The 26,292-nt window shown below is 61.6% G+C and carries 19 protein-coding genes; 9 read left to right on the top strand and 10 right to left on the bottom strand.

Going from position 1 to position 26,292, the window contains the following annotated elements; genetic code table 11:
• Positions 1-7: 7 nt before the first annotated feature.
• The 6 genes from CJU94_RS27580 to CJU94_RS27550 all read right to left on the bottom strand — a co-directional run bounded on the left by CJU94_RS27580 (position 8) and on the right by CJU94_RS27550 (position 9,593).
• The gene (locus CJU94_RS27580; protein ID WP_095421783.1) at positions 8-1,798 is read right to left on the bottom strand and encodes a PHA/PHB synthase family protein; all 1,791 of its coding nucleotides are present in this window, start codon (positions 1,796-1,798) and stop codon (positions 8-10) included.
• 615 nt (positions 1,799-2,413) lie between these two features.
• Positions 2,414-3,562 carry a porin gene (locus tag CJU94_RS27570; RefSeq protein WP_095421782.1) on the bottom strand — a complete coding sequence of 383 codons (1,149 nt, stop codon included), beginning with the start codon at positions 3,560-3,562 and terminating at the stop codon, positions 2,414-2,416.
• Positions 3,563-3,978: 416 nt separating this feature from the next.
• Complete coding sequence (locus CJU94_RS27565; RefSeq protein WP_095421781.1) at positions 3,979-4,830, bottom strand: 3-hydroxybutyryl-CoA dehydrogenase; 852 nt, start codon at positions 4,828-4,830, stop codon at positions 3,979-3,981.
• A 34-nt stretch (positions 4,831-4,864) separates the two neighbouring features.
• Positions 4,865-6,052: a beta-ketothiolase BktB gene (gene bktB, locus CJU94_RS27560; protein WP_095421780.1), complete on the bottom strand. Its 1,188-nt coding sequence runs from the start codon at positions 6,050-6,052 to the stop codon at positions 4,865-4,867.
• Between the two features lie 59 nt (positions 6,053-6,111).
• On the bottom strand, positions 6,112-7,785 hold the full coding sequence (locus CJU94_RS27555) for an electron transfer flavoprotein-ubiquinone oxidoreductase (RefSeq protein ID WP_095422825.1): 1,674 nt from the start codon (positions 7,783-7,785) through the stop codon (positions 6,112-6,114).
• Positions 7,786-7,802: 17 nt separating this feature from the next.
• Positions 7,803-9,593: an acyl-CoA dehydrogenase gene (locus CJU94_RS27550; RefSeq protein ID WP_095418557.1), complete on the bottom strand. Its 1,791-nt coding sequence runs from the start codon at positions 9,591-9,593 to the stop codon at positions 7,803-7,805.
• Positions 9,594-9,973: 380 nt separating this feature from the next.
• On the opposite strand from CJU94_RS27550, the gene CJU94_RS27545 reads away from it, so the two are divergent.
• Positions 9,974-11,611, top strand: coding sequence for a 3-(methylthio)propionyl-CoA ligase (locus CJU94_RS27545; RefSeq protein ID WP_095421779.1), 1,638 nt, complete (start codon positions 9,974-9,976; stop codon positions 11,609-11,611).
• 9 nt (positions 11,612-11,620) lie between these two features.
• On the opposite strand, the gene CJU94_RS27540 is transcribed toward CJU94_RS27545, so the two are convergent.
• Together CJU94_RS27540 and CJU94_RS27535 are read right to left on the bottom strand one after the other, a co-directional pair.
• Entirely contained in the window at positions 11,621-12,592 is a 972-nt protein-coding gene (locus tag CJU94_RS27540) for an AraC family transcriptional regulator (protein ID WP_095421778.1), read from the bottom strand.
• Positions 12,593-12,925: 333 nt separating this feature from the next.
• Positions 12,926-13,303 carry a BON domain-containing protein gene (locus CJU94_RS27535; RefSeq protein WP_095421777.1) on the bottom strand — a complete coding sequence of 126 codons (378 nt, stop codon included), beginning with the start codon at positions 13,301-13,303 and terminating at the stop codon, positions 12,926-12,928.
• 588 nt (positions 13,304-13,891) lie between these two features.
• Here CJU94_RS27535 and hpnI point away from each other — a divergent pair.
• The 6 genes from hpnI (at position 13,892) to CJU94_RS27505 (ending at position 20,864) form a co-directional block, all read left to right on the top strand.
• Positions 13,892-15,136: a bacteriohopanetetrol glucosamine biosynthesis glycosyltransferase HpnI gene (gene hpnI, locus CJU94_RS27530; RefSeq protein WP_095421776.1), complete on the top strand. Its 1,245-nt coding sequence runs from the start codon at positions 13,892-13,894 to the stop codon at positions 15,134-15,136.
• Between the two features lie 66 nt (positions 15,137-15,202).
• On the top strand, positions 15,203-16,624 hold the full coding sequence (gene hpnJ, locus CJU94_RS27525; RefSeq protein WP_095421775.1) for a hopanoid biosynthesis associated radical SAM protein HpnJ: 1,422 nt from the start codon (positions 15,203-15,205) through the stop codon (positions 16,622-16,624).
• A gap of 26 nt (positions 16,625-16,650) precedes the next feature.
• Complete coding sequence (gene hpnK, locus CJU94_RS27520; protein ID WP_425272201.1) at positions 16,651-17,463, top strand: hopanoid biosynthesis-associated protein HpnK; 813 nt, start codon at positions 16,651-16,653, stop codon at positions 17,461-17,463.
• A 5-nt stretch (positions 17,464-17,468) separates the two neighbouring features.
• Complete coding sequence (locus tag CJU94_RS27515; RefSeq protein WP_095421773.1) at positions 17,469-18,473, top strand: lysylphosphatidylglycerol synthase domain-containing protein; 1,005 nt, start codon at positions 17,469-17,471, stop codon at positions 18,471-18,473.
• Positions 18,474-19,121: 648 nt separating this feature from the next.
• Positions 19,122-19,424, top strand: a complete 303-nt coding sequence (locus CJU94_RS27510) for a DUF4148 domain-containing protein (protein ID WP_095421772.1) — start codon at positions 19,122-19,124, stop codon at positions 19,422-19,424.
• Positions 19,425-19,703: 279 nt separating this feature from the next.
• Positions 19,704-20,864: a porin gene (locus CJU94_RS27505; RefSeq protein WP_095421771.1), complete on the top strand. Its 1,161-nt coding sequence runs from the start codon at positions 19,704-19,706 to the stop codon at positions 20,862-20,864.
• Here the strand turns inward: CJU94_RS27505 and CJU94_RS42305 are convergent.
• Positions 20,861-20,992 carry a hypothetical protein gene (locus CJU94_RS42305; protein ID WP_279636641.1) on the bottom strand — a complete coding sequence of 44 codons (132 nt, stop codon included), beginning with the start codon at positions 20,990-20,992 and terminating at the stop codon, positions 20,861-20,863. The two genes, CJU94_RS27505 and CJU94_RS42305, sit on opposite strands and share 4 nt — an antisense overlap.
• 184 nt (positions 20,993-21,176) lie before the next feature.
• Between CJU94_RS42305 and rpoD the strand changes: the two genes are divergently transcribed.
• Complete coding sequence (gene rpoD, locus CJU94_RS27500) at positions 21,177-23,018, top strand: RNA polymerase sigma factor RpoD (protein WP_244220996.1); 1,842 nt, start codon at positions 21,177-21,179, stop codon at positions 23,016-23,018.
• A gap of 160 nt (positions 23,019-23,178) precedes the next feature.
• Here rpoD and CJU94_RS27495 read toward each other — a convergent pair whose 3' ends face one another.
• On the bottom strand, positions 23,179-23,508 hold the full coding sequence (locus CJU94_RS27495; RefSeq protein WP_095422824.1) for a DUF4148 domain-containing protein: 330 nt from the start codon (positions 23,506-23,508) through the stop codon (positions 23,179-23,181).
• A gap of 309 nt (positions 23,509-23,817) precedes the next feature.
• Between CJU94_RS27495 and CJU94_RS27490 the strand changes: the two genes are divergently transcribed.
• Positions 23,818-26,001 carry an FUSC family protein gene (locus tag CJU94_RS27490; protein WP_095421769.1) on the top strand — a complete coding sequence of 728 codons (2,184 nt, stop codon included), beginning with the start codon at positions 23,818-23,820 and terminating at the stop codon, positions 25,999-26,001.
• Positions 26,002-26,292 lie beyond the last annotated feature (291 nt).

Here is a 26,292-nt window from a genome sequence, read left to right as displayed (position 1 = left end):
ATGCCTCCTAGTGCTGGAAGACGTAGGTGCCGGGGGCGTCCGGGAGCGCCTCGGCGCCCGGTTGGTTGCCGAGGGCCGGCGGCGCGATACGCTCGGGACTCGAGCGGGCCTTGAGCCAATCGGACCAGACGGGCCACCACGAGCCTTCCCGTTGGGCGGCTGCGGGCACCCATTCATCGGGGCTCACGCGCAGATCGTCGGCGGCGGTCTCCTTGATTCTGAATTGGCGGTGCGGATGCCCCGGCTCGCTGACGATCCCGGCGTTGTGACCGCCGCTCGTCAGGACAAACGTGATTGCCGTGTCGGAAAGATCGTGGATCTTGTAGACCGAACGCCACGGCGCGATGTGATCGCGTTCCGTGCCCACCACGAACATCGGCGCGCGGATGTTGCGAATCGAGACCGGCCGCGCGTCGACCTGATACCGGGCGGAGGCGAGGTCGTTGTCGAGGAAGAGTTGCCGCAGATATTCCGAGTGCATCCGGTACGGCATGCGCGTGGCGTCTGCGTTCCACGCCATCAGATCGATCATCGGGGCGCGTTCGCCGAGCAGATAGTCGTGCACGATGCGCGACCAGACGAGGTCGTTTGATTGCAGGAGCTGGAACGCGCCGGCCATTTGACGGGCGTCGAGATAGCCCTGCGACCACATCATGCTTTCGAGGAAATAGACTTCGCTATCGTCGATGAAGAGCTGCAGCTCGCCGGGTTCGGTGAAATCCGTTTGCGCCGCGAATAGCGTGACCGACGCCAGCCGGTTATCGCCCGAGCCCGCCATGGCTGCCGCCGCGATCGACAGCAGCGTGCCGCCGAGGCAATAACCGGTTGCGTGGATCTGGCGGCCGGGGACGATCTTCGAGACGGTGTCCAGCGCAGCCATGACGCCCAACTGCCGGTAATCCTCGAGGCCTAGGTCGCGGTCGTCGGCGTCGACGTTGCGCCACGAGATGCAGAACACGGTGTGTCCCTGCCCGACCAGATAACGGATCAGCGAGTTATGCGGCGACAGGTCCAGGATGTAGTACTTCATGATCCAGGCGGGGACGATCAGGACCGGCTCGGCGATGACCTCGTCGGTCGCGGGGCTGTATTGAATCAGTTCGATCAGGTGATTGCGAAACACGACCTTGCCCGGCGTGACCGCAAGATCGGCCCCCACCTTGAACTGTTCCAGACCTGCGGGCGGCATGCCGCTCGCCTGGCGCGTCGCGTCTTCGAGCGCGTTGTGCGCGCCCTGCACGAGGCTCATGCCCGCTGTCGACATCGCGCGCTGGAACACCTCCGGGTTGGTGAGCGGGAAGTTGGTCGGCGCCAGCGTATCGAGCAGTTGGCGCGCCACGAACGACACGACGTCTTCATGGTGCCGAGTGGTGCCGGGCACTTCCCGCGTCGCGGTATTCCACCATTGCTCGGCGAGCAGGAATGTCGTTTGCCACAGCCGGTAGGGTTCGGTCTGCCACGCGTCGCCACGAAAGCGGTCGTCTTGCGACGACGGTTCCGCCGGCAAGGGCGCGTAAGCGCCCGTGGCCACATGTGCGAGATAGTCGGCGACACGCCTTGTGTTCAGCGCACAGAGCGAGGCGAGTTCCAGTTGCTTGCCGGGCGCCGCCGCGAGATGGATGAGCCAGTCGGAGAATGCCGCGCCCAGCGCCGCCGGTGACAGGCCCGCCGTCAATCGCGCGATCATGGCTTCCTTGGCGTGGTCTAGTTCCCGGAAGGGCGCAGTGGATGCGGAGACGGCAGATCCGTCAGGCAGTGCACGATTTTCCGCGGGAGCCAACCTGGAGCGAATGTCCATCTGATTTCCTTTTGATTGTCTGAGCGCGCGGCGTCGTGGCCGAACGAACCGACGACAGCGGGATAGCTATTGCAGAGCATGGCGGCGAAACGAGAACTACCTGTGACAGTCGACGTTCCCCGGCACGACGGTATTGCGGACGCGTGGAGGAGCGCGCGTAGGCTCCATGATTGTGCGTCGCAACAAGAATCGTGAGGTTGACTTTAGCGGTGCCCTGGGCGTCGCTGTTGATCTGGGTCAAGAGACGGTTGGGCGACACTTTTCTGCGCAAGGCGCAGGTGAACGATCTTTTTTATATGAGGCCAGCTGCCTTGATTCCGTCATGTTTGTGTCATGCGGAAGGCATCGCGCGCGATAACTTGACGCTCTCGGCGAGCGTGGGTCGGTTCTTCACGGAGCCTCACGAAATCGCGCAGGCGCGGACCGGAAGCGTCGTCACATTGCTGGGTCAGGACGGCGGCCAGCCGATCACGATCGACGCGATGGCGCAAACGCTGCGGCTGCCAGTCATGGAACTGGTCGCGCGGGGGCGAGGAGCCCGCCTCCCGTCGATGTGCCGGAGACGGACCTGCAGGGCAACGGCTGACGCCGGCCGTAGATCCGTCCCATGCAGATTTAGAACATCTTACGGATGCCGACTGCCGCGCCCACGTTGTTGGTGCGGCCGACGGTATCGACAACGCCGGTCGCCGGGTTGGTCGAGCCTGGGTAGTCGGCGGCGAACGCGCCGTTGCCGCGCGCGAAGTCGACCGTGCCATACACTTCCGTATGCTTGGACAGCGAATACTCGGCGAGAACAGTGGCCGAGTAGTTGATACCCGAACCGAGCGTGCCGTCGATCCGCTCGGCATTGCGAGCGCGACCGTAGTAGCCGGCCACGGTGATCAGCAGCGGCGCCGTTGCCTGCCAGTTGCCGCCGATGTAGAGCGTGTCGTCGATACGGTTCGGGCTGCTGCCCGGCAGTTTCGGCGCGCCGGCCTGCTGCATATTGGCGTCGGTGGTGCCGCTGCGATCCTGCGCGCGCAGCCAGCCGGCCAACAGGCGTACGGTGGGGGTGATCTGGTACGCGCCGCTGACGTGCAGCATGTTGATCTTCGCGCCATTGACGAGGCTGCCGTTCGCGGACGTCACGGAGGTCTGCTGGAAGCCCGCGTCGAGCGATGCGGGGCCGTGGGTATACGTCAGTTCCACGCCATACGTGCTGCCGAGGCCGACTGCGCCAGCCTGATTGCCGAAGCCATAGATCGCGTCGATGCTCAAGCCATTGAACGATGCCTTGTATTTGACCGAGTTGTTGATCGTGAGGTACGGACCGATACCATTCCATGCCCAGCTGTCTTGCCAGTAGTCGCCGACGGTCAACGGGTCGAACACATCGCCCATGGTGTCGTAGAGCGGCGCATATTGGTTACCGAAGGTCAGCGTGCCGTACTTGTCACTGGACAGACCTACATACGCTTGCCGGCTGAACAGCGTGTTGGCCTGATGCAGTTGTCCGGAGTTGAGTTCGAAGCCATTTTCAAGGCGGAAAATCGCGGACAGGCCGCCGCCCAGGTCTTCAGTGCCCTTCAGGCCCCAACGGCTGTGAGTTTCCGGGCCGACCGTCATGCTGACCAGGTCTTTGCCATCCGGGCCGGCATTCGTCTGATATCGGAGTGCCGTATCAACGAGACCATACAGCGTGACCGAGCTTTGCGCGAATGCCGGTGACGCGGCGAGGACGAAGAGCGAACCTACGGCACTGGAAAATACGACGTTTTTCATCAGACGGGTGTCCTAAGTATGATTGATTATTTGACCGCCTCGAATGCCCTTGAAGAGTGGCTGGGTGAGGCTGTAACCGGGAGCATAGTCGGTCGGTTTTTTGCCTCATATCGCATGATATGGATTGGTTCCTTCCAGAATCAGGAACAATGACGCGACTCTGTGTCTGATGAAAATGCCTGCGACGTGCAGCAGGCTTGCGGGCGGTTTCACGCCGCGGGCGCGGCGTGCCGGCATCGAACCATAGGCCATCGGCTCGATTTCGCAACCTCCCACGTGTCGCGAAAAAGCCACGATTGCGTCCTGTGCGGCATGGACCCAGACCGTGTTTCGCGCACGTTGTTATGGAGTGGCGCGCAGCCGTTCATGGCAGAACGGCTCAGGCGCGCATTGGTTCGGCAGTGACCGGGCCAGCTCTAGTCGTAGCGATAGACGCCCTGACCAACCTTGCGTCCGAGACGGCCTGCCGCCACCAGTTCGCGTAGCAGCGGGCTCGCGCGGTACTTCGAATCGCCGAAGTCCTTCAGGAAGACGTCGAGGACCGACAGGCAAACGTCGAGACCGATCAGATCCGCCAGTGCCAGAGGACCGATCGGGTGATTCGCGCCGAGGCGCATGCCGAGGTCGATCTCCTCCGCCGTCGCGATGCCTTCGGCGAGCACGAAGAACGCTTCGTTGATCATCGGCACCAGAATGCGGTTCACCACGAAGCCCGGCGCGTTCTTGACGCTGATCGGCGATTTGTCGAGCTTGACTGTCAACTCACGTACGGCTTCAATCGTGGCCGCGCTGGTCTGTATGCCACGAATGATTTCGACGAGTGGCAGGAGCGGCACCGGATTGAAGAAGTGCATGCCGATGAAGCGCGACGCATCGGTAAGCGCCGCCCCGAGCGCGGTGATCGAGATCGACGACGTGTTCGACGCGATGATCGTGTCCGGCCGCGCCACCGATTCGATCTGCCGCAAGATGCGGATCTTCAGATCGGTATTTTCCGTGGCGGCTTCGATCACGAGGTCGACGGCGGTGAGGCGCTGATAGTCGGTTGAAGTCTCGATTCGCGAGAGGGCGGCTTCTTTTACCGCCGCGTCGAGCTTGCCCTTGGCGACCAGCCGATCGAGGCTGCCCGTCAACGTGGCCAGACCCTTTGCGAGCGCCGCCTCATTGACGTCGATCATGACCGCTTTCAATCCCGCAACCGCAACGACCTGAGCGATGCCGTTGCCCATCGTACCTGCACCAATTATCCCAACGGTGTTGATTGTCATGGCTATTCCTTGTCAGCAATGCGACACATCTTTTCTATTGTAAGCGTTCGAATATAGCCGCAATCCCCTGGCCGCCTCCGATACACATCGTCACCAGCGCGAAGCGCCCGTTGATACGCTGCAGTTCATATAGCGCCTTGACGGTAATCAGCGCACCGGTCGCGCCGATCGGATGGCCGAGCGAAATCCCGGAGCCATTCGGATTGACCTTGCGCGGATCGAGTTCAAGCTGCTGCGTCACGGCGCAGGCCTGCGCGGCAAAGGCCTCATTCGCCTCGATCACGTCGAGATCGCCGATGCCAAGGCCGGCGCGCTGGAGCGCGATGCGCGTCGCGGGCACCGGGCCGATACCCATATAGAGAGGATCGACGCCGGCATGCGCGTACGACACGAGCCGGGCCAGCGGTTTCAAGCCACGCGCGTCCGCCGCTTCGCGCGACATCAGCAGAACAGCGGCCGCCGCATCGTTGATGCCCGACGCGTTGCCTGCCGTCACCGTGCCGTCTTCCTTCTGGAACACGGGTCGCAAGCCGGACAGCTCAGCGGGATCGAGTTGCAGACGCACATGCTCGTCGGTGTCGAAGACGACCCGCTGGCCCTTTACGGTCCGCGTAATCGGAAGGATCTGATCCTTGAAGCGGCCTTCGGCGATCGCATGGGCGGCGCGCCGATGCGACTCGACTGCGAGCGCGTCCTGCTGTTCGCGCGTAATGCCGTACTTCTTTGCGACGTTCTCGGCCGTCACGCCCATCGGGATCGAGTGGAACGGATCGCTCAACGCCCCGAGCATCATGTCGACCAGGCGGGTGTCGCCCATTCGTGCGCCAAAGCGCGCATCAGGCGTAATGTACGGGGCACGGCTCATGTTTTCCGCACCGCCGCCAATCGCGATGTCGGCGTCGCCGAGCAGAATGGATTGAGCCGCGGAGACGATAGCCTGCAAGCCCGAGCCGCACAGACGATTGACGTTGAATGCCGGCGTCGTTTCGCTGACGCCGCCGTTGATCGCGGCGACGCGCGACAGGTAAAGATCTTTGGGTTCGGTCGCTATCACCGTGCCGAATATGACCTGGCCGACCTGATCTCCCGCAACCTCGGCCCGCGCCAGAACCTCACGTACGACAAGCGCTCCGAGTTCGGAGGGCGGAATGTCCTTCAGACTCCCGCCAAACTTGCCAATCGCGGTGCGCACACCGCTGACAACAACAACTTCTCTTTGCACTTGAGACTCCTGAATTCGACTTGACGCGTGCAGCTTGCCTCAGCGCGCGCGCAAGGAAGTTACATGTTCGGATAGTTCGGACCGCCGCCGCCTTCGGGCGTGACCCACACGATGTTCTGCGTCGGGTCCTTGATATCGCAGGTTTTGCAGTGCACGCAGTTCTGCGCGTTGATCACGAGGCGTTCGCTGCCGTCGTCGTTCTTCACGAACTCATACACCGCTGCCGGGCAGTAACGCGACTCAGGACCCGCGTAGGTCTGCCAGTTCACGTTCACGGGCACGGAAGGGTCTTTCAGCGTCAGGTGAGCGGGCTGGTTCTCTTCATGGTTCGTGTTCGAGATGAACACCGAGGAGAGCCGGTCGAACGTCAGCTTGCCATCCGGCTTCGGATACACGATCGGCTTGCATTGCGACGCGGGCTTGAGCATCTCGTGATCCGAGTGCTGGTGATGCAGCGTCCACGGCACGTTGCCGCCCAGCAGCTTCTGCTCGATGCCGACCATCAGCGTGCCGAGGTACAGGCCCTTGCTCATCCACTGCTTGAAGTTGCGCGCGCGATGCAGTTCGGTGTGCAGCCACGAGGTCTTGAAGCTCTCCGGATAGGCGGTGAGCTCATCGCTGGTGCGGCCTGCCTGCACGGCTTCAAACGCCGCTTCGGCGGCCAGCATGCCGGTCTTGATCGCCGCATGCGAGCCCTTGATCCGCGACGCGTTCAGGAAGCCCGCATCGTCGCCGACCAGTGCGCCGCCCGGGAACACCAGCTTCGGCAGCGACATCAGGCCACCCGCCGTGATCGCCCGCGCGCCGTACGACACGCGTTTGCCGCCTTCCAGAATCGCGCGGATCGCCGGATGCGTCTTGTAGCGCTGGAATTCCTCGAACGGCGACAGATACGGATTGGTATAGCCGAGCCCGACCACGAAGCCCACCACCACCTGGTTGTTATCCATGTGATACAGGAACGAGCCGCCGTAGGTGTCGTTCTCCAGCGGCCAGCCGGCGGTGTGCATCACCAGACCGGGCTGGTGCTTCGACGGATCGATTTCCCACAGTTCCTTGATGCCGATACCGTAGACCTGCGGATCGACGCCTTCGCGCAGCTTGAACCGCTCGTTCAGTTGACGGCCCAGGTGCCCACGCGCGCCTTCGCAGAAGAGCGTGTATTTCGCGTGCAGTTCCATGCCGAGCTGGAAGTTCTCGGTCGGCTGGCCATCCTTGCCGATGCCGAGATTGCCGGTCGCGACGCCTTTGACCGAACCGTCGTCGTTATAGAGAATCTCGGCAGCCGGGAAACCCGGGAAGATCTCGACGCCCAGTGCTTCCGCCTGCTGACCCAGCCAGCGCGTCACGTTCGCGAGACTGATCACGTAATTGCCGTGATTCCTGAAGTTATCCGGCAGCGCCCAGACCGGCACGCTCTTCGAACCCGTTTCGGTGAGGAACAGGAATTTGTCTTCGGTCACATCCACGGTCAGCGGAGCGCCTTTTTCCTTCCAGTCCGGAATCAGCTCGGTCATGGCGCGCGGATCCATCACCGCGCCCGAGAGGATATGTGCCCCGATCTCCGAGCCTTTTTCCAGTACGCACACGCCAATTTCAGCGCCTTTTTCAGCCGCCTGCTGCTTCAGGCGAATCGCCGCGGACAGCCCAGCCGGGCCGCCGCCGACGATCACGACGTCGTATTCCATCGACTCGCGCGGGCCGTACTGCTCAATGAGATCTGCTGAGGTCATTGCTTTGCCGGCGCCCATCAGAACTGATCTTCAGACAACGCCAGCACACTCTCCCCACCCTTCGCGCTGACAATCGACGCCTCCAGCGCCGACGCCTGCGTCAGCACATGCTCCGCATAGAACTGCGCGGTCGCGATCTTCGCGCCGTAGAACGAAGGATCCTCGTCGCGCTTTGCGGCCGCCACCAGCAACGCACGCGCCATCTGCCAGCCGCCGAGCACGATGCCCGCGAGCTTCAGATACGGCACGCTGCCGGCGAACACCGCGTTCGGATCACTCTTCGTATTGGCAACGACGAAATCAACGGCGGCACTCAGCGAGCGATGACCCTGCGCAAGATACTTCTTCATCGACTCGAACGCCGGACCTTGCTGCGCGCCGAGCGCCTCGACCGTTTCAGCCACGCCGGCGAGCAGCGACTTCGCCACCTTGCCGCCGTCGCGCACGGTCTTGCGGCCGATCAGATCGTTCGCCTGGATCGCGGTCGTGCCTTCGTAGATCGGCAGAATGCGCGCATCGCGGTAATACTGCGCGGCGCCGGTCTCTTCGATGAAACCCATGCCGCCATGCACCTGCACGCCGAGGCTCGTGACATCGATCGACAGCTCCGTGCTCCAGCCCTTCACGATCGGCACGAGGTATTCGTAGATCGCCTGATGTTCGGCCCGCGTGGCCTCGTTCGCGTGACGGTGCGCGATGTCGCAGTGCGCCGCGGCCACATAAGCGAGCGCGCGCGACGCTTCGGTGAGGCCGCGCATGGTCGCGAGCATGCGGCGCACGTCCGGGTGCTGGATGATCGCGACCGGTTGTTTCGCGGAGCCATCCACCGGACGGCTTTGCACCCGGTCTTTCGCGTACGCCACCGCCTTCTGGTAAGCGCGGTCCGAGATGCCCACGCCCTGCATGCCGACCGCGAAACGCGCCGCGTTCATCATGATGAACATGTACTCGAGGCCGCGATTCTCTTCGCCGATCAGATGACCGATCGCGCCGCCGTGGTCGCCGAATTGCAGCACCGCGGTCGGGCTCGCCTTGATGCCGAGCTTGTGTTCGATCGACACGCAATGCACGTCGTTGCGCGCGCCGGGCGAGCCGTCTTCATTGACGAGAAACTTCGGCACGATAAAGAGCGAAATGCCCTTCACGCCTTCCGGTGCGTTCGGCGTGCGCGCCAGCACGAGATGGGCGATGTTCTTCGCCATGTCGTGCTCGCCCCAGGTGATGAAAATCTTCGTGCCGAACAGTTTGAACGAACCGTCGCCCTGCGGCTCGGCGCGCGTGCGCACCAGCGCGAGATCGGAGCCGGCCTGCGGCTCGGTGAGGTTCATCGTGCCGGTCCATTCGCCGGAAATGAGCTTCGGCACATAGGTCTGTTTCTGCGCTTCGGTGCCGGCCGTCAGCAGCGCTTCGATCGCGCCGTCGGTGAGCAACGGACACAGCGCGAACGACAGGTTCGACGCGTTGAGCATTTCGACGCAGGGCGTCGCGATGAGCTTCGGCAGGCCCTGGCCTTCGTACTCGAGCGGATGTTGCACGCCCTGCCAGCCGCCTTCGCCGAACTGGCGGAACGCTTCCTTGAACCCGGGTGTCGCGGTGACCACGCCATCTTTCCAGCTGCTCGGATTGCGGTCGCCTTCGACGTTCAGCGGCGCGAGCACTTCGCCGCACAGTTTCGCCGACTCTTCGAGCACGGCCTGCGCGGTGTCCAGGTTCGCGTCTTCGAAGCCCGGCAGCGTCGCGATGTGTTCGAGACCGGCCAGTTCTTTCATCACGAACAGCATGTCCTTGATGGGTGCCGTATAGCTCATTTCCGTCTCCTTGGTATGGTTTGCAATCGAGAGGCTCCCGCGCGAAACCTGCAATTCGGGCATGGGCGGCAACTCGGATGGCTAATCCTACTGCCTTGGCTACCCGTGCCAGATGGCGAAATCTGCCGTTTCATTGACAAAAGCTGCCGTTTTTCTATCGGCCCGGAGCGCGGGCGTGACCGGGCGTGAAATGGCAGATTCGGTCAATGAATCGGCCAAGCTTGCTAATGTCCAGGGAAGCCGGTGAATCTAGAATAGACTGAAGATGCAGCATGACGCTGCCCTCAGCGGTACTTGCGGCTGGCTGGCGTTGTTTGTCAGGCCGGTCGTTCAATACCTTCCAAAGCACCGCGAGTGAAAACCCTTCCGGAGACAAGCCCATGGACCTGTTTGGCCAGATGATGTACGCGCCGTTATTGTTGTCGTCGTTGCTCCAGCAGGCCGCGCGGCACTCCGGCAAGGTCGAGATCGTGTCGCGGCGCGTCGAGGGCGATATCCACCGCTACACCTATCGCGACTGCCATGTCCGCGCAATGCAGCTGGCGAATGCGCTGACCGCGCACGGCATCCAGCCAGGCGACCGGATCGGTACGCTCGCATGGAACGGGTATCGGCATATGGAAATGTACTACGGCGTGTCCGGCATTGGCGCCGTCTGTCATACCATCAATCCGCGGCTTTTCGCCGAGCAGATTGCCTATATCGTCAACCACGCGCAAGACCGGTTCATCTGTTTCGACATGTCGTTCGCGCCGCTTGTCGAGCAGATTGCTCACCAATGTCCGCTTGTCGAAAAGTGGATCATGCTGTGCGACGAGTCGGCGTTGCCGGCAACATTCCCTGTGCCGCTGGTGAGCTATGAGGCATTGATCGCTGGACAGCCTGAAGAGTTCGTTTGGCCCCGGTTCGATGAACAGCGCGCCGCTGTCCTGTGCTACACGTCCGGGACAACCGGCAACCCTAAAGGCGTGCTGTATTCGCACCGCTCGCTCAGCCTGATGGCCTATGGGTCGGCGTTGCCGGACACGCTGTGTCTGTCCGCGACGGATACCGTTGCGCCCGTGGTTCCGATGTTCCACGTCAACGCCTGGGGTCTGCCGTTTTCGGCACCGCTCGTGGGCGCCAAGCTGGTGCTCCCCGGAGCGAAGCTCGACGGCGAGTCGCTGTGGACGCTGTTCGAGCAGGAAGGCGTCACCTTCTCCGCGGGCGTGCCGACTATCTGGCTAGGCCTCGTCGACTACATGCGGCGTGCGGGCAAGCACAGCACGCACTTCAAGCGCGCAATCGTGGGAGGATCGGCGTGCCCGCCGCAACTCGCTTCGTCGTTGCACGAGCTTGGCATCAAGGCCGTGCACGCATGGGGTATGACGGAGCTGTCGCCGCTTGGCACCGTGTGCTCGCCGTCGCATGACTACCAGGAGAAGTCCGCGGAGGAGCGCAAGTGTATCGAAGCGAAACAGGGGCGCGTCGTGCCCGGCATCGATCTGAAGATCGTCGGCTCCGGTGGAGTGGAATTGCCGTGGGACGGAAGATCGGCGGGCGATCTCATGGCGCGCGGCCACTGGGTGTTGGATCGCTACTACGGTGCCGAGCAAACAGCGCTGGAAGACGGCTGGTTCTCAACGGGTGATGTGGCGACAATCGATGCCGACGGCTATATGCAGATCACGGATCGAAGCAAGGACGTCATCAAATCCGGCGGCGAATGGATTTCATCGATCGAACTCGAACATGTGGCAATGTCTCATCCCGAGATCGAATCAGCGGCTTGTATTGGGTGCGAACATCCGAAATGGGATGAACGTCCGCTGTTGATTGCGGTACGGCGTCCTGGCAGCACATTGAGCGCGCAGCAATTGCTGGCGTATTACGAAGGCAAGGTCGCCAAGTGGTGGATTCCGGATGACGTCGTTTTCGTTCCCGAGATGCCGTTGACCGCGACCGGCAAACTCCAGAAACTGGTTCTCAAGCAGCGATTCGCACGGCATCTCGTCGATGCGGCGAAGCCGTCGGCCTAGCCATTTGCCTCAAATCATCTTGCGGTATGCCTGAGGCGTGCTGCCCGTCCAGTGGCGGAATGCCCGGTGAAATGCGGTCGGATCGTCGAAGCCGACCTCGTAGGCAATGACGCCGATCGCGTCGGCCGAACGCGTGAGGCGCTGGATCGCAATGTCGCGTCGCAGTTCGTCCTTGATCGCCTGGAAGGTCGTACCTTCAATCGAAAGGCGGCGGCACAGCGTTCTCACCGAGTAGTGCAGATCCTGCGCGACGATTCCGATAGTGGGAATGGCCGGAAGGCAACCCGCAATGTATTGGCGAACCTGGTGACATACCATCTGTTCGGCGAACGACACGAAGATCCAGTCTTCCGGCGCACGCGCCAGAAACTTCTTCAGGTCGGACTTGTGTTGCCGAATGGCCATGTCGAGATACCGGGACTCGAACGACATGCAGGTCTGGGTGCAACCGAAATGCACTGGGCCGGGAAACAGGTAGAGGTAGTCTGTCTCCCGTGCCGGCCGAGGGAAATCGAACTCCACCTTGACTAGAGGGATTTTCTGCCCGATCAGCCAGGACGCGACGCCATGCACGAGTTTCAACAGCAGCTCCTGGCCAAGCGCATTCTGAAGTCTGTTTGCCTCGTTCGCTACGAGTTCGATCCGGCAGAGCGACTCATCGCGTTGCGACTTCACGGTGAAGTCATCGAGAATCAGGTGGAAGAACTGGCCGAACCGATGCATCGCCACATCCAGCCGAGGCGCGTCGAGCAGACTGAGGCAGAGATACTTGAGCGTGCCGTTGCGCAATGGGCGGCTGAAAATGCCAGGCATTTCGTCGTCATATTCGGCCGCCAGCAGCCGGTAGAGCGTTGCAAACTGCTCCTGCGTGACGCGCGCTCCCGGTCTGTGCAGCAACGCATGCGGGATTCCCGATCGCTCAGCCAGGCGCTCAATGGCCATAGGGTCTGCCCCGGCTAGAAAGCCGTTGACCAGCGACATTGATACGGTAGCCGAAAGCGAGTTCAAGGTGGCAGTACAGTTGCGCGCAACTGCTTGATGTTATGCGTGGCTTATTTTGTCATAGGTCGGGGTCGAATGCGACTGGGCGCGAGGCGCGGTGCCGGAATGTGCGCCTCGCTGGCGGATACGGCTCGAGGTGGATCCCCGGTTCGGCGCGATTGTTTCAACGGCCTCCAGTGCGCCGCTTGGTCCGGTAGCGTGCACTCGCTCACCGGAATGTCTTTCGGCACAAAGAGCAACACCGGGCAATGCGCGCCGCGCACTGCCCGTCTGGCGACAGCCAGGCCATGGTCTGCCTGCTGCCGCGTCCGCTTAGTTGCCGGGTTGGAAGACCTTCAGCCGATTGTCGACACGTTGAACGCCGGCGGCGCTCTGCGCAACGGTGACGGCGCGCGCGATCTGTTTTTCATCCGGTGCGCTTCCGAGCAGCGTAACCACACCGTCTTTCGCGAGAATCGAGATTCCGGACGAGTTAAGTCCCTTCGATGCGGTTAGAGCATGCCGGACGTTCTTCTGCACCACGTGATTCTGCACGCGACGCGCCTTCGCGCTCAATTGAGGAGCCGCTTGGGAAGCAGTCGCGGGGGCGGACGACGCTATCTCGTCGGACGCCGCGGTCTGTGCCAGCGCCGAAACCGAGATGAGGGAGGCGACACATAATGTGATCGTCTGGACGACTGCTGATTTCATAAAGACTCCAGGAGAGCTTTGCTGGGTGAATATCGGCCGCGCTTTTTGACAGGGGCGCGCTTTCGTGGAAATTGCCATCACATCATCGATACGCAGGGCGGGGCGCCGCACCTGTTAATCGCCATTCTAGGTGGATGATCAGGCTGTATTCGTCGATATCGCAGGAAGAGACTGTTGTCGAAACGGTGAGTAAATCGGACGCTTTCGAAGTGAAAGGATGATGGGGAAGTGCTTTATTTCGAGAAAGCCGTTAGAATTTTTAGCAGGGCGTTTTGGCTTTGCGTGATATGCGAAACGTGTCGTACCAGCTCATTTCTGGAAAGGTCTTTTAGCGGTTCCTGCGTTTACCGGGATCGGGGCGGCGTTTAATATGCCGTCGCGCCCAACCAGGAAGTATTCCGGTTTACGGCGAGACCATCGACAAGGCAATTGCAAGAGCATTGCGCCAGATCAAAAAGGCGGGATTCGTCACCACTGCCGTCGCGGGATCCGATCAAAACTGATGTTGCTTTCCGACAGGCGGCTGAATTAGATGCGTTCTGACCGATTGGCGCGGTCGTCGGTGAAAGTAGCACGGGGTACTGTCCAATGATGCACGTTGTCTTGTCTGCTTTCCAGTGGTCGCTGGTGGTGCTGTGTTTCATGGCCACGCTCTACATAGTCGTCGCCGCGGTCGCGACACCTTTTCTGCGCGCGAGTCGCGCGGGCAGTCAACGTTTCCAGCGATACAGCGCATTAGTCGACGGCGTCAGTGTATTGAAGCCCTTATGCGGTGCGGAGCCGAGGTTATATGAGAATCTCGCCACGTTCTGCGAACAGACGCATTCCCACTTCCAGATTCTGTTTGGCGTGTCATCGCCCGACGATGCCGCCATTCCAGTTGTGAGGCGTTTGCAGGCTGCCTATCCGGGTCACGATATCGAACTGGCAATCGACTCCCGCGTGCACGGCAGCAACCTGAAGGTGAGCAATCTCATCAATATGGCTGAGCGGGCAAAATACGACATTATCGTGATTGCCGACAGCGATATCGCAGTCAACCCGGACTATTTACGTACTGTCTCCGCGCCGCTCGCCGATGCGGGCGTGGGTGTGGTGACGTGTCTTTACGTCGCTCAGAGCGTAGGTGGTTTCTGGCCGCGTCTGGGCGCGCTCTTCATTAACGAGTGGTTTGCTCCGTCAGTGCGGGTCGCGCATGCCGTTGGCTCTCGACGGTTCGGCTTTGGCGCGACTCTCGCATTACGGCGCACGACGCTCGAGCGTATCGGCGGTTTCGATGTGCTGAAAGATTGCCTTGCCGACGACTACTGGCTCGCCGAGCACGTCCGCAACCTTGGACTTCGCACGGTGCTCTCACCCGTGATGGTGGCGACCGACGTCATCGAGCCCACGTTCGCCTCGTTATGGTTGAGGGAAACGCGCTGGCTGCGTACGATCAGATCGGTGAACCAGCCGGGGTTCGCGTCGCTGGTCATCACGTTTGCCACGCCGTGGCTCGTAGCCGGTGCGTGGCTGGCGTTGAATTTCCACTCGGGCGCGGAGGCGGGCGCGCATCCCTGGGCGGCCACGGCGATGGTCGTCAATTCGGCCGTGGGTGCGGCCGCGCGGATAATGCTCCACGCACGCGCCACGCGTCATTCGCGGTCGTTCTGGCGAGATCTGCCGCTCGTGCCGCTCCGTGATACGTTATTGGCTTTGCAATGGCTTGCTGGAGCGTTCGGCTCTCACGTCGTATGGCGTGGAGCGCGCGTGCCAGTTGCGTCGTCCAGCAACTCGATCAATCCCTCCGTTATGAAGGCGCTGGATTTCACCGATGCATCCGATGGACTTTGACATTACATACATTTCGCGCCCGCGGTGTGAAATTTTCCTTATTGAAAGCAAGTTGGCGGACCACTCATGAAAGCGCTCTTTTTGCAGGCACCATCGTATGACGGCTTTGATGGCGGCGCGGGTTCGCGCTATCAGGCCAAACGCGAAGTCCGCTCATTCTGGTATCCGACGTGGCTCGCGCAACCCGCCGCGCTGGTGCCGGACAGCCGCGTACTCGATGCTCCGGCCGATGGTTTGTCGGTCGAGGAAACGCTGGGCATTGCGCAGCAATACGATCTGGTAGTGATCCACACCAGCACGCCGTCCTTTCCCACCGACGCGCTGTTCGCCGAAGACCTGAAGAAGCGCAAACCGTCCATATTGATCGGCATGGTGGGCGCGAAGGTCGCCGTCGATCCCCACAATTCGCTGACGGCCACTGAAGCGATCGATTTCGTGTGCCGCGAAGAGTTCGACATTACGTGTCAGGAAGTCGCCGAAGGCAAGCCATTGGCGCAGATCAAGGGCCTCAGCTATCGCGCCGCGGACGGCTCGATCGAGCACAACGAGGCGCGTCCGATCCTCGAGAACATGGACGAACTGCCGTTCGTGGCGCCCGTCTACAAGCGCGACCTGAAGATCGAGAACTACTTCATCGGCTACCTGAAGCACCCGTACGTGTCCATCTACACGGGCCGCGGCTGCCGCTCCAAATGCACCTTCTGCCTGTGGCCGCAGACCGTGGGCGGCCATCGTTACCGCACGCGCTCGGTGGAGAACGTGCTGGCCGAAGTGAAGTGGATTCGCGACAACATGCCTGAAGTCAAGGAGATCATGTTCGACGACGACACCTTCACCGACTTCAAGCCGCGCGTCGAGGAAATCGCCCGCGGTCTTGGGCAGCTGGGCGTGACGTGGTCGTGCAACGCGAAGGCGAACGTGCCGTACTCGACGCTGAAGATCATGAAGGAAAACGGCCTGCGCCTGCTGCTGGTCGGCTACGAGTCGGGCGACGACCAGATCCTGCTGAACATCAAGAAGGGTTTGCGCACGGACATCGCGCGCCGCTTCAGCGACGATTGCCGCAAACTCGGCATCAAGATTCACGGCACCTTCATTCTCGGTCTGCCGGGCGAGACGCAGGACACGATCCAGAAGACGATCGAGTACGCCAAGGAGATCAACCCGCACACCATTCAGGTGTCGCTCGCCGCGCCGTATCCGGGCACGACGCTGTACAACCAGGCGGTCGAAAACGGCTGGCTCGAAGAGAACAAGGTGATCAACCTGGTCAGCAAGTCGGGGGTGCAGCTCGCGGCGATCGGCTATCCGCATCTGTCGCGCGACGAGATTTACCATCAGCTCGAAAATTTCTACAAGCGTTTCTATTTCCGGCCCTCGAAGATCTGGGAAATCCTGCGCGAGATGCTCACGAGTTGGGACATGATGAAGCGGCGCCTGCGTGAAGGCGTCGAATTCTTCCGGTTCCTGCGCGCGCACGAGGCATGATCGGTCGTGATCGCTTGCGTCAGCGGATGCTGATTATTACGGCCGATGATTTCGGCTTGCACCCTCGCGTCAACGAAGCGGTTGAGCTCGCTTACCGGAACGGTGTATTGACGGCGGCGAGCCTGATGGTCGGCGCGCCTGCCGCCGACGATGCCATTGCGCGGGCCCGCTCGCTTCCAGGGCTGTGCGTCGGCTTGCATCTGGTTCTCGCCGATGGCATGGCTCTGCTGCCACGCGAGACGATTCCCGCGCTGGTGGATGCCGAGGGCCGGTTCGGCAGCAACATGGTGCGCGACGGCTTCCGGTTCTACTTTCTGCCGCACGTCCGCGCACAGCTTGCCCTGGAAATCCGCGCGCAGTTCGCGGCGTTTGCGAAGACCGGTTTGACACTCGATCACGTCAACACGCACAAGCATTTTCACCTGCATCCAACGGTGCTTTCTCTGATCCTCGAGATCGGGCGCGACTTCGGAATGCGCGCAATGCGTTTGCCGAGCGAGCCCGATGCGCCACTCTGGTTGCGGCCATGGATGAACCTGGTGCGCACGCGGCTCGACCGCGCCGGCATCGCACATAACGACTATGTATTCGGTCTCGCGGACACCGGGCGCATGAGCGAGTCGGCCTGGCTTGCAGCGCTCGAACGGTTGCCCGGTGGTGTCGGCGAAATCTATTGCCACCCGGCGACACGGGGCGATGCGCCATTGACGCCCGGAATGCAGTCCTACCGTCATGCGGATGAGCTCAACGCGCTGCTGTCCCCGCGTGTGGCGGATGCGATCAGTGCTGCGGGTGCGACACGCGGCGGCTTTGTCGATCTCCTCGCGCAGCGCGGTTAGCCGTCATGAAATGGCTACGTTGGATAGGATTGCCGGTCGGCATTGCGACACTCATTGCGCTCGTGTTGCATGAAGGTGCCGGCGATGTCATGCATGTGGTTGCTAATGCGGGTTTCGGGCTGCTGTGGCTGCTGCCGTTACACGCACTGCCATTGTTACTCGACGCATATGCGTGGTGCCTGTTGCTCGGCAAGCGCGCCTCACTGCCGTTTCTCTGGTGGGTCGCGGCGGTGCGCGAGGCGGTCAGCCGGCTGCTGCCGGTTGCGAGCATCGGTGGCGAGATTGTCGGCATCGGCCTCGCGCGCTGGCGCATCCCTGACACAAGCGTGGTCAGTGCGTCGGTCGTTGTCGAGGTACTGGTCACGATGGCCGTGCAATACGTGTTCTCCGCGCTTGGGCTCGTCCTGATCGCGATATCGACGCATCAGGTCAGCGCGATCAAGACAATCGCACTCGCCTTGGCGCTCTCAATGCCGCTACCGGTTCTGACGGTCGTGCTCCTTCGTCGCGGCCGGGTCTTTCACCGGATCGAGGGCTTCGCGGCGAAACTGCTGGGCCGCGCGCACCCGTTGCTGCGCGATATCGACGGAAAACGGCTCGACGCGGATATCGACGCACTGATGTCCCGCACAGGTCTGCTGCTAGGCGCATTTCTCTGGCAGTTCGCCGGGTACGTTTTAGGTGCGCTGGAAACATACTGGGCTCTGGCCATGTTGGGACATCCGGTGCCGGCGAGCGGCGCGTTGGCAATCGAAGCCTTGACGCAAGCCGTGCGTCATGCGGCGTTTATGGTGCCGGCAGGTCTTGGCGTGCAGGAAGCGGCAGTCCTGCTTCTCGCGCTGGTGGTCGGTGTGGATCGGGAGGCGGCGTTGTCGCTGGCGCTCGTCAAGCGGGCGCGCGAGGTGATATTCGGCTGCATTGCGCTGGTTTCATGGCAGGTGGCGGAAATCGCGCGTGGGCGCAAAAGCCACGACAGACACATGAGCGAGGGGCCGCGGAACGTGGCCTAGACTTCATTCGTCACGCCACGTGTGCCCTTTCCCCGAGGGGCATTGGAACGCATTGACGATGTTCGACGCGGCAAGCCATGCCGCGCCGGCCGTACAACACACTAGCAAGGTAGAAAAGCATAGATGACGCAAACGCCAGTTCAGCCCGCTCCTTCACGTGATATCGGCGCGCGATCCGTTCAGGCGCATGTCCCTGCGGAATGTGTTCTATGCGACTCGCCCGATCTGACGTATGCGTATGAGGGGGAAATCGGTGAGTCGCTCTGCTTTTCCAGCAATGAGCAAGCACGATCGGCGCATATCGAGGCTCGGTTAGCGGCCGTCGTGGTTTGCAAAGAGTGCGGTTTCGTCTGGGCGGTGCGGTAGCTTCCGCCGCCACGGTGCGGGCACATTGCCTCGCGGCGCATTGCCGTTCCCGCATCACCCGCCGGGAGATTCGGCATGACAGTCAAAGCATCGCCGCAGCGTTGAACGGTGCGTGGATTCGAGTTGCCGCTGGCGCGAGTGGTGCCTGAATCAGCACGTTTTCGGAAACAATTCTTTCCGGGCGAGGCGGTTACCGATTCGCGGGGATATGGCTAGACTGCGCGAGCCAGTTGAAACACTGGCTGCTGCTCAAACCATCACGTCCCCACGAGGTCGTTCAACATGAAGCTTACGTTCCAACGTGGCGTGCTCGCCGCTTCCATCGCGCTCGGCGCCGTTATTCCCGCATTCGCGTTCGCACAATCGGCGACGCCTCTAACGCGTGCTCAGGTCAGAGCGGAACTGGTTGAACTAGAACTGGCAGGGTGGCACCCCGGCGCGGGCAGCGACCCGCACTACCCGGACGATATCCTTGCCGCCGAAGCCACGGTCGCTGCGCGTCATGCCGCAGCCGGCGCGGCTGCGCAGAGCGGCTATGGCGACGCGGACCAAGGCACGTCGGAGTCCGGCGGACCCCGTAAATAAGTGCCTGCCGCAAGTCAACGCGTAAGGACACCCCGTGGCCGTTCGCTCGCAATAGCACGCGAGCGGCTTGCAGGCCGATGAAACACCGCTTCAGACCGGGTTATTGCGCTGGTTGGAAAGGACTCTTCCGAATTCGCCGATACGCGAAGAAATTTGGATCACTTAACGTTTGGCATCGATCAATCGAATGTCTTACATGCCGTGCTGCATGACGACATTGTTGGCCGACAAAGAACGAAGGTATTCAAAACATTCAACGGAAGGGGATTAGCGGTGGTGATGAAACAAATCGGCGTGGCGCTGTCCGCAATCACGCTTGCGACAGCCGTACATGCGCAAAGCAGCGTGACGCTTTACGGGAAGATTGAAGATGGCTTCAATTACACGACCAATGCGCGAGGGCATGATGCGTACCAGATGCAAAGCGGCTATGACTACGGAAGCCGCTGGGGCCTGAAGGGCACCGAAGACCTCGGTGCCGGGTATCACGCCATATTCCAGCTCGAAAGCGGCTTTGACGTGAACACCGGCAAAATGGGCCAGGGCGGCAGGGAGTTCGGCCGCCAGGCGTTCGTCGGCATTGCGTCCGATCAATACGGCACGCTGACCTTCGGGCGCCAGTACGACCCGAGCGTCGATATGTTTTCGCCGATGACGGCGAATGGCAACTGGACCGGCTATCTCTTCGCGCATCCCTACGACAACGACAACACCGACTATTCGTTCCGCGTCAACAACTCGATCAAATACGTCACGCCGAGCATTCATGGTTTCACGGCCGAAGGCATGTACGCATTCAGCAATCAGGCGGGCGGCTTTTCGAATAACAGGCTGTATGGCTTCGGTGCGCAGTACCAGAACGGCGGACTGCAAATCGGCGCATCGTATCTCAAGCTGAACAACGCGAGTTCCGCCGTGGTTGCGCCCGCCAACTCGGCTGGCGCGGTGACCAGCGACAATACATTCAACGCCCGCTCACAGCAGAACATCGGCATCGGCGTCAACTACACGATCGGCAAGGCGCTGGTCGGCCTCGCGTACTCGCACGTCGATGTTTACGATCCGACGGCAAATGCGTACTTCACGGGCACCACGCAACCAGCCGGCGGCACATGGAACGCCTGGAAGTTCGACAACTTCGAAGTGAGCGGCTTGTATCACTTCACCCCCGCGCTGTATCTCGGCGCGTGCTACACCTATACCCAGGCGCGTCTTTCCTCGACGGTGGGTCAATTCGATCCCAAGTGGCATCAGCTTAGCCTGAAGCTCAACTACGATCTGTCGTCGCGTACTTCCGTGTTTGCCGAAGGTGCCTATCAGCACGCAATCAGCGCGAATACGGGCACCGATTTCGACTTTGCCAACATTCCTGGCTCGGCCGACGTTTCTTCGGGACGCAACCAGATGGTTTACCGCGTCGCGTTGCTGCACATGTTCTAACCGGCCAGTTTGACGCCGGAGGATGTCCTGTCCGCCTTCGCCGCCGCCTGATCGGCGCCGGCGAAGGTGGTCGGGATACTGTCACGCGAGCGGTAGACCGCATCATTGTTGTTCAATCTGGAACGCATGTTCTTTCGATGTCCGATTGATCTACCTGTACAACACTTCTAGAATTTTTTACTGAAACACTCGGCGTTTGCGCGCTATCGGCGCCGTGCCGGTGCGTCGGCGCCACCCAACGCATGCGGCTACGCGCGTCGACCTTGCTTGTAGAGGCATGCAGCCAGGATGGAGAAAGCGGTGCACGTGTCGATGGAACAAGACTCAAGGGAAATGCAGCTACGCGCGTTGATGAAGCTCGGCAAGGAGCGCGGATTCCTCACCCACACGGAGATAGTCGACCACCTGCCGGATTGCGTCGCAGCGGCAGATGCCGTTGAAGGCATCGTCAAGGCGTTCAACGACGTGGGCATTGCCGTTCGCGATCGCGCTCCCGCCAGCGACGCGCTTCTGCTCGGCGATGCCGCCCAGCAAACAGCACCCGACGACGTCGCGGAAGACGAAACAGCCACCGCGCTGACCATCGCCATGTCCGAACCCGGACCGGCGGCGGACCCCATGCGTGCCTATCTGCGTGAAATGGGCGCGACCCCTCTCTTGACGCGCGAAGGCGAAATTGACGTCGCGCGTCGTATCGAAGCCTGCCTGCGGGAGATGCTGGAGGTCATCGCCTCGCGTCCCGCGACGGTCGAAGCGATACTCGCGCGCGCGGATCGCGTCGCATCGGGCGAACTCGATATAGACGATCTGGTCGACGGAATCTTCGAGCCGCGCCCGAGCGAGGTGCTTGCGACAGGGCAGGTTAAGGCGGCCGAGGAAGCAGAAGGTGAAATTCTCGCTGGCGAGCCAGGCAGTACAGCCGAGTCCGATGAAGCCCGTGTCATTCGCTTGACGGCGAGCTGCACTGAGATCTTTTCGCAGGTCCGTGAACGGCTTGCCTTGTGGCGGGCAGCGGCGGCGGGAGGTGTCGGTCAGCGCGATGCCGCGCAGGCCATGCTCGGGCTGATCGCTTCGACAATCGGGCAGATCCGCTTCAGTGCGCGGACAATCGGCGAACTCGCGGGCGAAGTGCGGCAGGCGGTCGAGGAGATTCGCGGAATCGAGAGAAACGTCTTGCGAATCGCCGTCAATCAAAGTGGTATGCCGCGTGACGTGTTCGTTGAAACGTTCGTTGGAAGCGAAACCGATCCCGACTGGGTGGCACGCGCGGCCGCCGCGGTGCCGGCTTGCAGTGCGGCGTTGATGCGTTGCGCTCCGTCGATTCATGGTGAGCAGGAAAAACTCGCGCAAATCGAGGCACGCGAGCGTTTATCGTTGCAGGAGCTGAAACGGATCAGCAGAAGAATGAATGTGGCGGATCGCGAGCTGCAGGAGGCACGCCGCGCGATGATCGAAGCGAACCTTCGGCTCGTTGTGTCGGTTGCCAAGAAGTACGTGCAGAGCGGCATGCCGTTGCTCGATCTGGTTCAGGAAGGCAACATCGGCTTGATGAAGGCCGTGGACCGTTTCGAATACCGGCGTGGCTTCAAGTTCTCGACCTATGCCACCTGGTGGATTCGGCAGTCGGTCTCGCGAGCAATCGCGGACTACGGCCGCACGATACGCGTGCCCGTGCATATGGCGGACGCCATGCACCGCGTCAAAAGGGTGGCGGGTGAGATGCGTCAGGAAACCGGGCGGCAAGCCCGCTCCAGCGAACTGGCGGCGCGCCTGGGCATGAGCGAGGACAAGGTGCGCAACGTGCAGAAGGTCACGAGGCAGCCCGTCTCGCTCGATGTGCCGATCGGCGAGGACGCGGACACCACGCTCGGCGAAATGGTCGAAGACCCTTCCGCGCTTGCGCCGCTCGACGCACTGCTGCAAGCCGATCTGCGGGTGGCCATCGACGCGGCGCTCGGTGTCCTGACGCCGCGCGAAGCGAAAGTGCTAAAACTGCGCTTCGGCGTCGATGCGGTCTCCGAACATACACTGGAAGAACTCGGCGATCAGTTCGACGTGACCCGTGAGCGGGTTCGCCAGATCCAGAACAAGGCATTGCAGAAGCTGCGTCACGCCGACGGTATCAATAACTTGAGAGGCTATCTCGATCATTGAGCCAGGAGGTGGGCGCGTGAGCCGCATTGCACCCGGCTTATTTGCTTGTGTCGGCGCCAATGAGCCGTTCTCGTCGCGCGTCGCCGCGGTCAGAAAGCTGCAACGCGGACGGCGCAGTGAGCCTTGCGGCGCTGCGCTTTGCAATTTTCACCACCCGTCTTTAGTGCTTGCTGTAAAGGGACTGTCTCTCCAGGCTGGCCGCCGGAACCACGGCGCGGCTCGTGCCTGTCGCCGAGGTGCCGCCCGTCGAGCCGCCATACGAGTTCACCGACGCCTTTTGTGCGGCGACTTTGGCTTCCGCAGCCTGAATGTCGGCGGGATACGAGGGATCTTCGCCATGCGCCGGGTTGTAGCCGGCCTTTTCGAGTTCGACAAGCTCGGCGCGCACCTGAGCGCGCGTCACCGGCTGATCGGATTGCTGCGCAAACGATACGGCCGGCGCGGCAAGCATGGCGGTGATTGCAACCACCGGAAACAGCGACCTGAACATCATTGACCTCTCTTGTGTTTGATTGACGCTTTCCATTTTATAAAGGATGACGTAGTAAATTATCCGCCTTGCGTGGAATGGTCCCTTGGTGGTTGAGGATAGATCGCGCCTGCCGGTTTCTTCCGACCGAAAGCAGGCCGATGGCGTGGGCCGCGCGGGCGCATTGTTACCCTGGCGACAAGGGACGTTCCCTAAGAGCCCGCTTAATAGACCTATCGGGCGGTCCTAGAATCGAGGTTCTTCCCTTGACGACGGACGACGCCATGACGCGGCTCAATTCCGCAAAGGGCGACCACCGCCGCGTTTTCCATGGATCTCCGATATTCCCGTAGTCCCTCATTGAGCCAAAGAAGCGAGGTGTCGCGCTGGCTGAGGCTGGCGAGAAAGGCGTCATCGCATTGGGCGCTCAACGACGGTCTGATCTGGCTGCATCTGTTCAAGACGGTGGCCGCGGCCCTGCTTGCGCTGGGCATCGGAATGTTGCTCGACCTCCAGCAGCCGCGCACCGCGATGACGACGGTCTTCGTTCTGATGCAGCCGGTCAGCGGCATGGTGCTCGCGAAGAGCTTTTACCGGGTTGTCGGCACGGCCGTCGGCACCGTGTTCGCGATTCTGCTTGCCGGTCTCTGCGTGCAGGACCCGGAGTTGTATCTATTCGGTCTGACCTGCTGGATTGGGCTATGCACAGCGGCGGCGGTTCGAAACCGCCACTTTCGCTGGTACGGTTTCGTGTTAGCCGGCTATACGGCGGCGCTGATCGGCGTTCCGGCGCTGATGCAACCCAACACGATCTTTCTGGCGGCATTGACCCGTGCCGCCGAGGTGTCGATCGGCATTCTGTGTTCGAGCGCGGTGAGCGCGCTGGTTTTCCCGATCAAGGCGACGACCACTTTATTCCGCACGTTGAAACGGCGGACCATCGAGTTCACGGATTTCGCGGCCGGCGTCCTGTCGACGGCATTGCCGGCGGATAGGTTCGAGAAGCAGTTTGCCGCGCTCGTCGACGAGATCGTCGGATTCGAAGCGACGCGCACCTTCGCGTCGTACGAAGACCCCGATATGCGCGCCCGGGCGGCGCGGCTCTCACGCCTGAATAGCGACTTCATGAATGCATGCGCCCGCCTGCATGCGCTGCACCAACTGCTCAAGCGATTACGCGGCAGTGGCGCCGCCGAAACGATCGCCGCCATTTCCCCGTTTCTGGATGAACTGTCCGTGTTGCTCGTGGATGTCGGCAGAAGGCTGCAAAAGGGTGAGGCCGACATGCCGGAGCTACTGGAGCGCATCAAGGGGTTCCAGACCGGTCTGGCGCGGCGCGCGCGCGAAACGCAACGGGAAATAGAACGAGTCGCGCCACGCTCGATGCTGGATTACGTCACTGCGATGGAACTGGTTCACCGGTTCGTCGGCGAATTCCTGTCTTACTGCGACATTTATCTCTCGCTGGCCAACTCGCGCAAGCATGTGCTCGACCGCTCGCGCGTACGGTACGAACCGCAAACCAGCCCATACGTGGTTGGACTGGCGTTCGTTCGCACGGTCGTGGCCGTCGGCGCCGCCAGCTGGTTCTGGATCGCGTCCGGCTGGCCGGGCGGCAGCTTTCTGGTGACGGGCGCGGCGATCACCTGCGCGCTGAGCTCGACATCGCCCGTGCCGCCGAAATTCACCTTGCAGATTGCTGCTGGCGCCGCGCTCTCGCTGCTGTTCGGCTGCGTGTTCCTGTCCCACGTCTATCCGAATATCGACGGCTTTCCGCTGCTGTGCGCAGCGCTTCTGCTGCCGCTCGGCCTCGGCGCGTTTCTGATGGCGCGGCGGTCCACGGCAGCCTACGGGGTCGGCTTCGCGGTGTTCTTCTGCCTGCTCGCCGGACCCGACAATGTGATCGACTACGCGCCCGACGTCCTGATGAACAACGGGCTCGCGATTCTCACGTCGATGCTGCTGTGCGCATTGGCCTTCGCCGTTATCTTTCCGCCTCAAATGCCCTGGCTCGTCGAGAAGATCAAGCGTCACTTGAGAGGGCAAGTCGCCATGGCATGCACCGCGCCGCTCGCCGGGCTCGACGGGCGCTTTCAGTCGAGCACCCACGACCTGATGTCGCAACTGCGCACGCTGCTCATCACGCAATCGCATCGGCACCGCGACGCGCTGCAATGGATGCTGGCCACACTCGAAGTGGGTCACGCGGCCATCGACCTGCGTGGCGAATTGCAGCAGGAGAGCGGCGTGCGCGGCCGGATGCCGAAGCCTCGCTGGCTTGCTTCGATCGATCTGGCGGTGCGCGCGCTGCCGGTGCTGTTCGACCAGCCCAACGTGAGGCATCTGAGAAGCGCGCTCGCGGCGGTCAACGTGGCGATCAGCATGGCGCAAACGCGGCTGGAAGAGTTGACGCCTCATACGGCGGAGCGCTACCGCATGCTGAGGATAATCGGTTGCCTGCATTTCGTTCGGACCGCGCTGCTGGATCGCGACGCGCCGTTTCCGCGCGACTGAACGCGCGGATGCGCCGCTGTAAGCGGAACATCGATGTGACGGTGTTCCCCTGCGCGGCCTGATCCGCCTGCGTGATTTTCACTGGCCATATCGGACGCAGTGCGTACTCCCATTAGCGCCGTCTAGTGGAAGAGTGCCTTACACATTTGCGTCTGTATGCGGGCGACAGTGCGATGATAAAAACACGGGCGAATCACTCGCTCAACAGTCGAATGCCATTGAAATCAGGTCATGGAGACCACTGACCGGCATCGATATCAACCGTACACGTCATTCAATGAACAATTACAG

This window comes from Paraburkholderia aromaticivorans (genome assembly GCF_002278075.1).
GTDB lineage: Bacteria > Pseudomonadota > Gammaproteobacteria > Burkholderiales > Burkholderiaceae > Paraburkholderia > Paraburkholderia aromaticivorans.
This window is presented reverse-complemented; position numbering and strand designations above follow the sequence as displayed.

Excerpts from the sequence above, each read along its gene's own strand:
- CJU94_RS27580 (WP_095421783.1), bottom strand. The coding sequence starts at position 1,798 with ATGGACATTCGCTCCAGGTTGGCTCCCGCGGAAAATCGTGCACTGCCT.
- CJU94_RS27570 (WP_095421782.1), bottom strand. The coding sequence starts at position 3,562 with ATGAAAAACGTCGTATTTTCCAGTGCCGTAGGTTCGCTCTTCGTCCTC.
- CJU94_RS27565 (WP_095421781.1), bottom strand. The coding sequence starts at position 4,830 with ATGACAATCAACACCGTTGGGATAATTGGTGCAGGTACGATGGGCAAC.
- CJU94_RS27555 (WP_095422825.1), bottom strand. The coding sequence starts at position 7,785 with ATGACCTCAGCAGATCTCATTGAGCAGTACGGCCCGCGCGAGTCGATG.
- CJU94_RS27550 (WP_095418557.1), bottom strand. The coding sequence starts at position 9,593 with ATGAGCTATACGGCACCCATCAAGGACATGCTGTTCGTGATGAAAGAA.
- CJU94_RS27545 (WP_095421779.1), top strand. The coding sequence starts at position 9,974 with ATGGACCTGTTTGGCCAGATGATGTACGCGCCGTTATTGTTGTCGTCG.
- CJU94_RS27540 (WP_095421778.1), bottom strand. The coding sequence starts at position 12,592 with ATGTCGCTGGTCAACGGCTTTCTAGCCGGGGCAGACCCTATGGCCATT.
- CJU94_RS27535 (WP_095421777.1), bottom strand. The coding sequence starts at position 13,303 with ATGAAATCAGCAGTCGTCCAGACGATCACATTATGTGTCGCCTCCCTC.
- hpnI (WP_095421776.1), top strand. The coding sequence starts at position 13,892 with ATGATGCACGTTGTCTTGTCTGCTTTCCAGTGGTCGCTGGTGGTGCTG.
- hpnJ (WP_095421775.1), top strand. The coding sequence starts at position 15,203 with ATGAAAGCGCTCTTTTTGCAGGCACCATCGTATGACGGCTTTGATGGC.
- hpnK (WP_425272201.1), top strand. The coding sequence starts at position 16,651 with ATGCTGATTATTACGGCCGATGATTTCGGCTTGCACCCTCGCGTCAAC.
- CJU94_RS27515 (WP_095421773.1), top strand. The coding sequence starts at position 17,469 with ATGAAATGGCTACGTTGGATAGGATTGCCGGTCGGCATTGCGACACTC.
- CJU94_RS27510 (WP_095421772.1), top strand. The coding sequence starts at position 19,122 with ATGAAGCTTACGTTCCAACGTGGCGTGCTCGCCGCTTCCATCGCGCTC.
- CJU94_RS27505 (WP_095421771.1), top strand. The coding sequence starts at position 19,704 with ATGAAACAAATCGGCGTGGCGCTGTCCGCAATCACGCTTGCGACAGCC.
- CJU94_RS42305 (WP_279636641.1), bottom strand. The coding sequence starts at position 20,992 with ATGCGTTCCAGATTGAACAACAATGATGCGGTCTACCGCTCGCGTGAC.
- rpoD (WP_244220996.1), top strand. The coding sequence starts at position 21,177 with ATGGAACAAGACTCAAGGGAAATGCAGCTACGCGCGTTGATGAAGCTC.
- CJU94_RS27495 (WP_095422824.1), bottom strand. The coding sequence starts at position 23,508 with ATGTTCAGGTCGCTGTTTCCGGTGGTTGCAATCACCGCCATGCTTGCC.
- CJU94_RS27490 (WP_095421769.1), top strand. The coding sequence starts at position 23,818 with ATGGATCTCCGATATTCCCGTAGTCCCTCATTGAGCCAAAGAAGCGAG.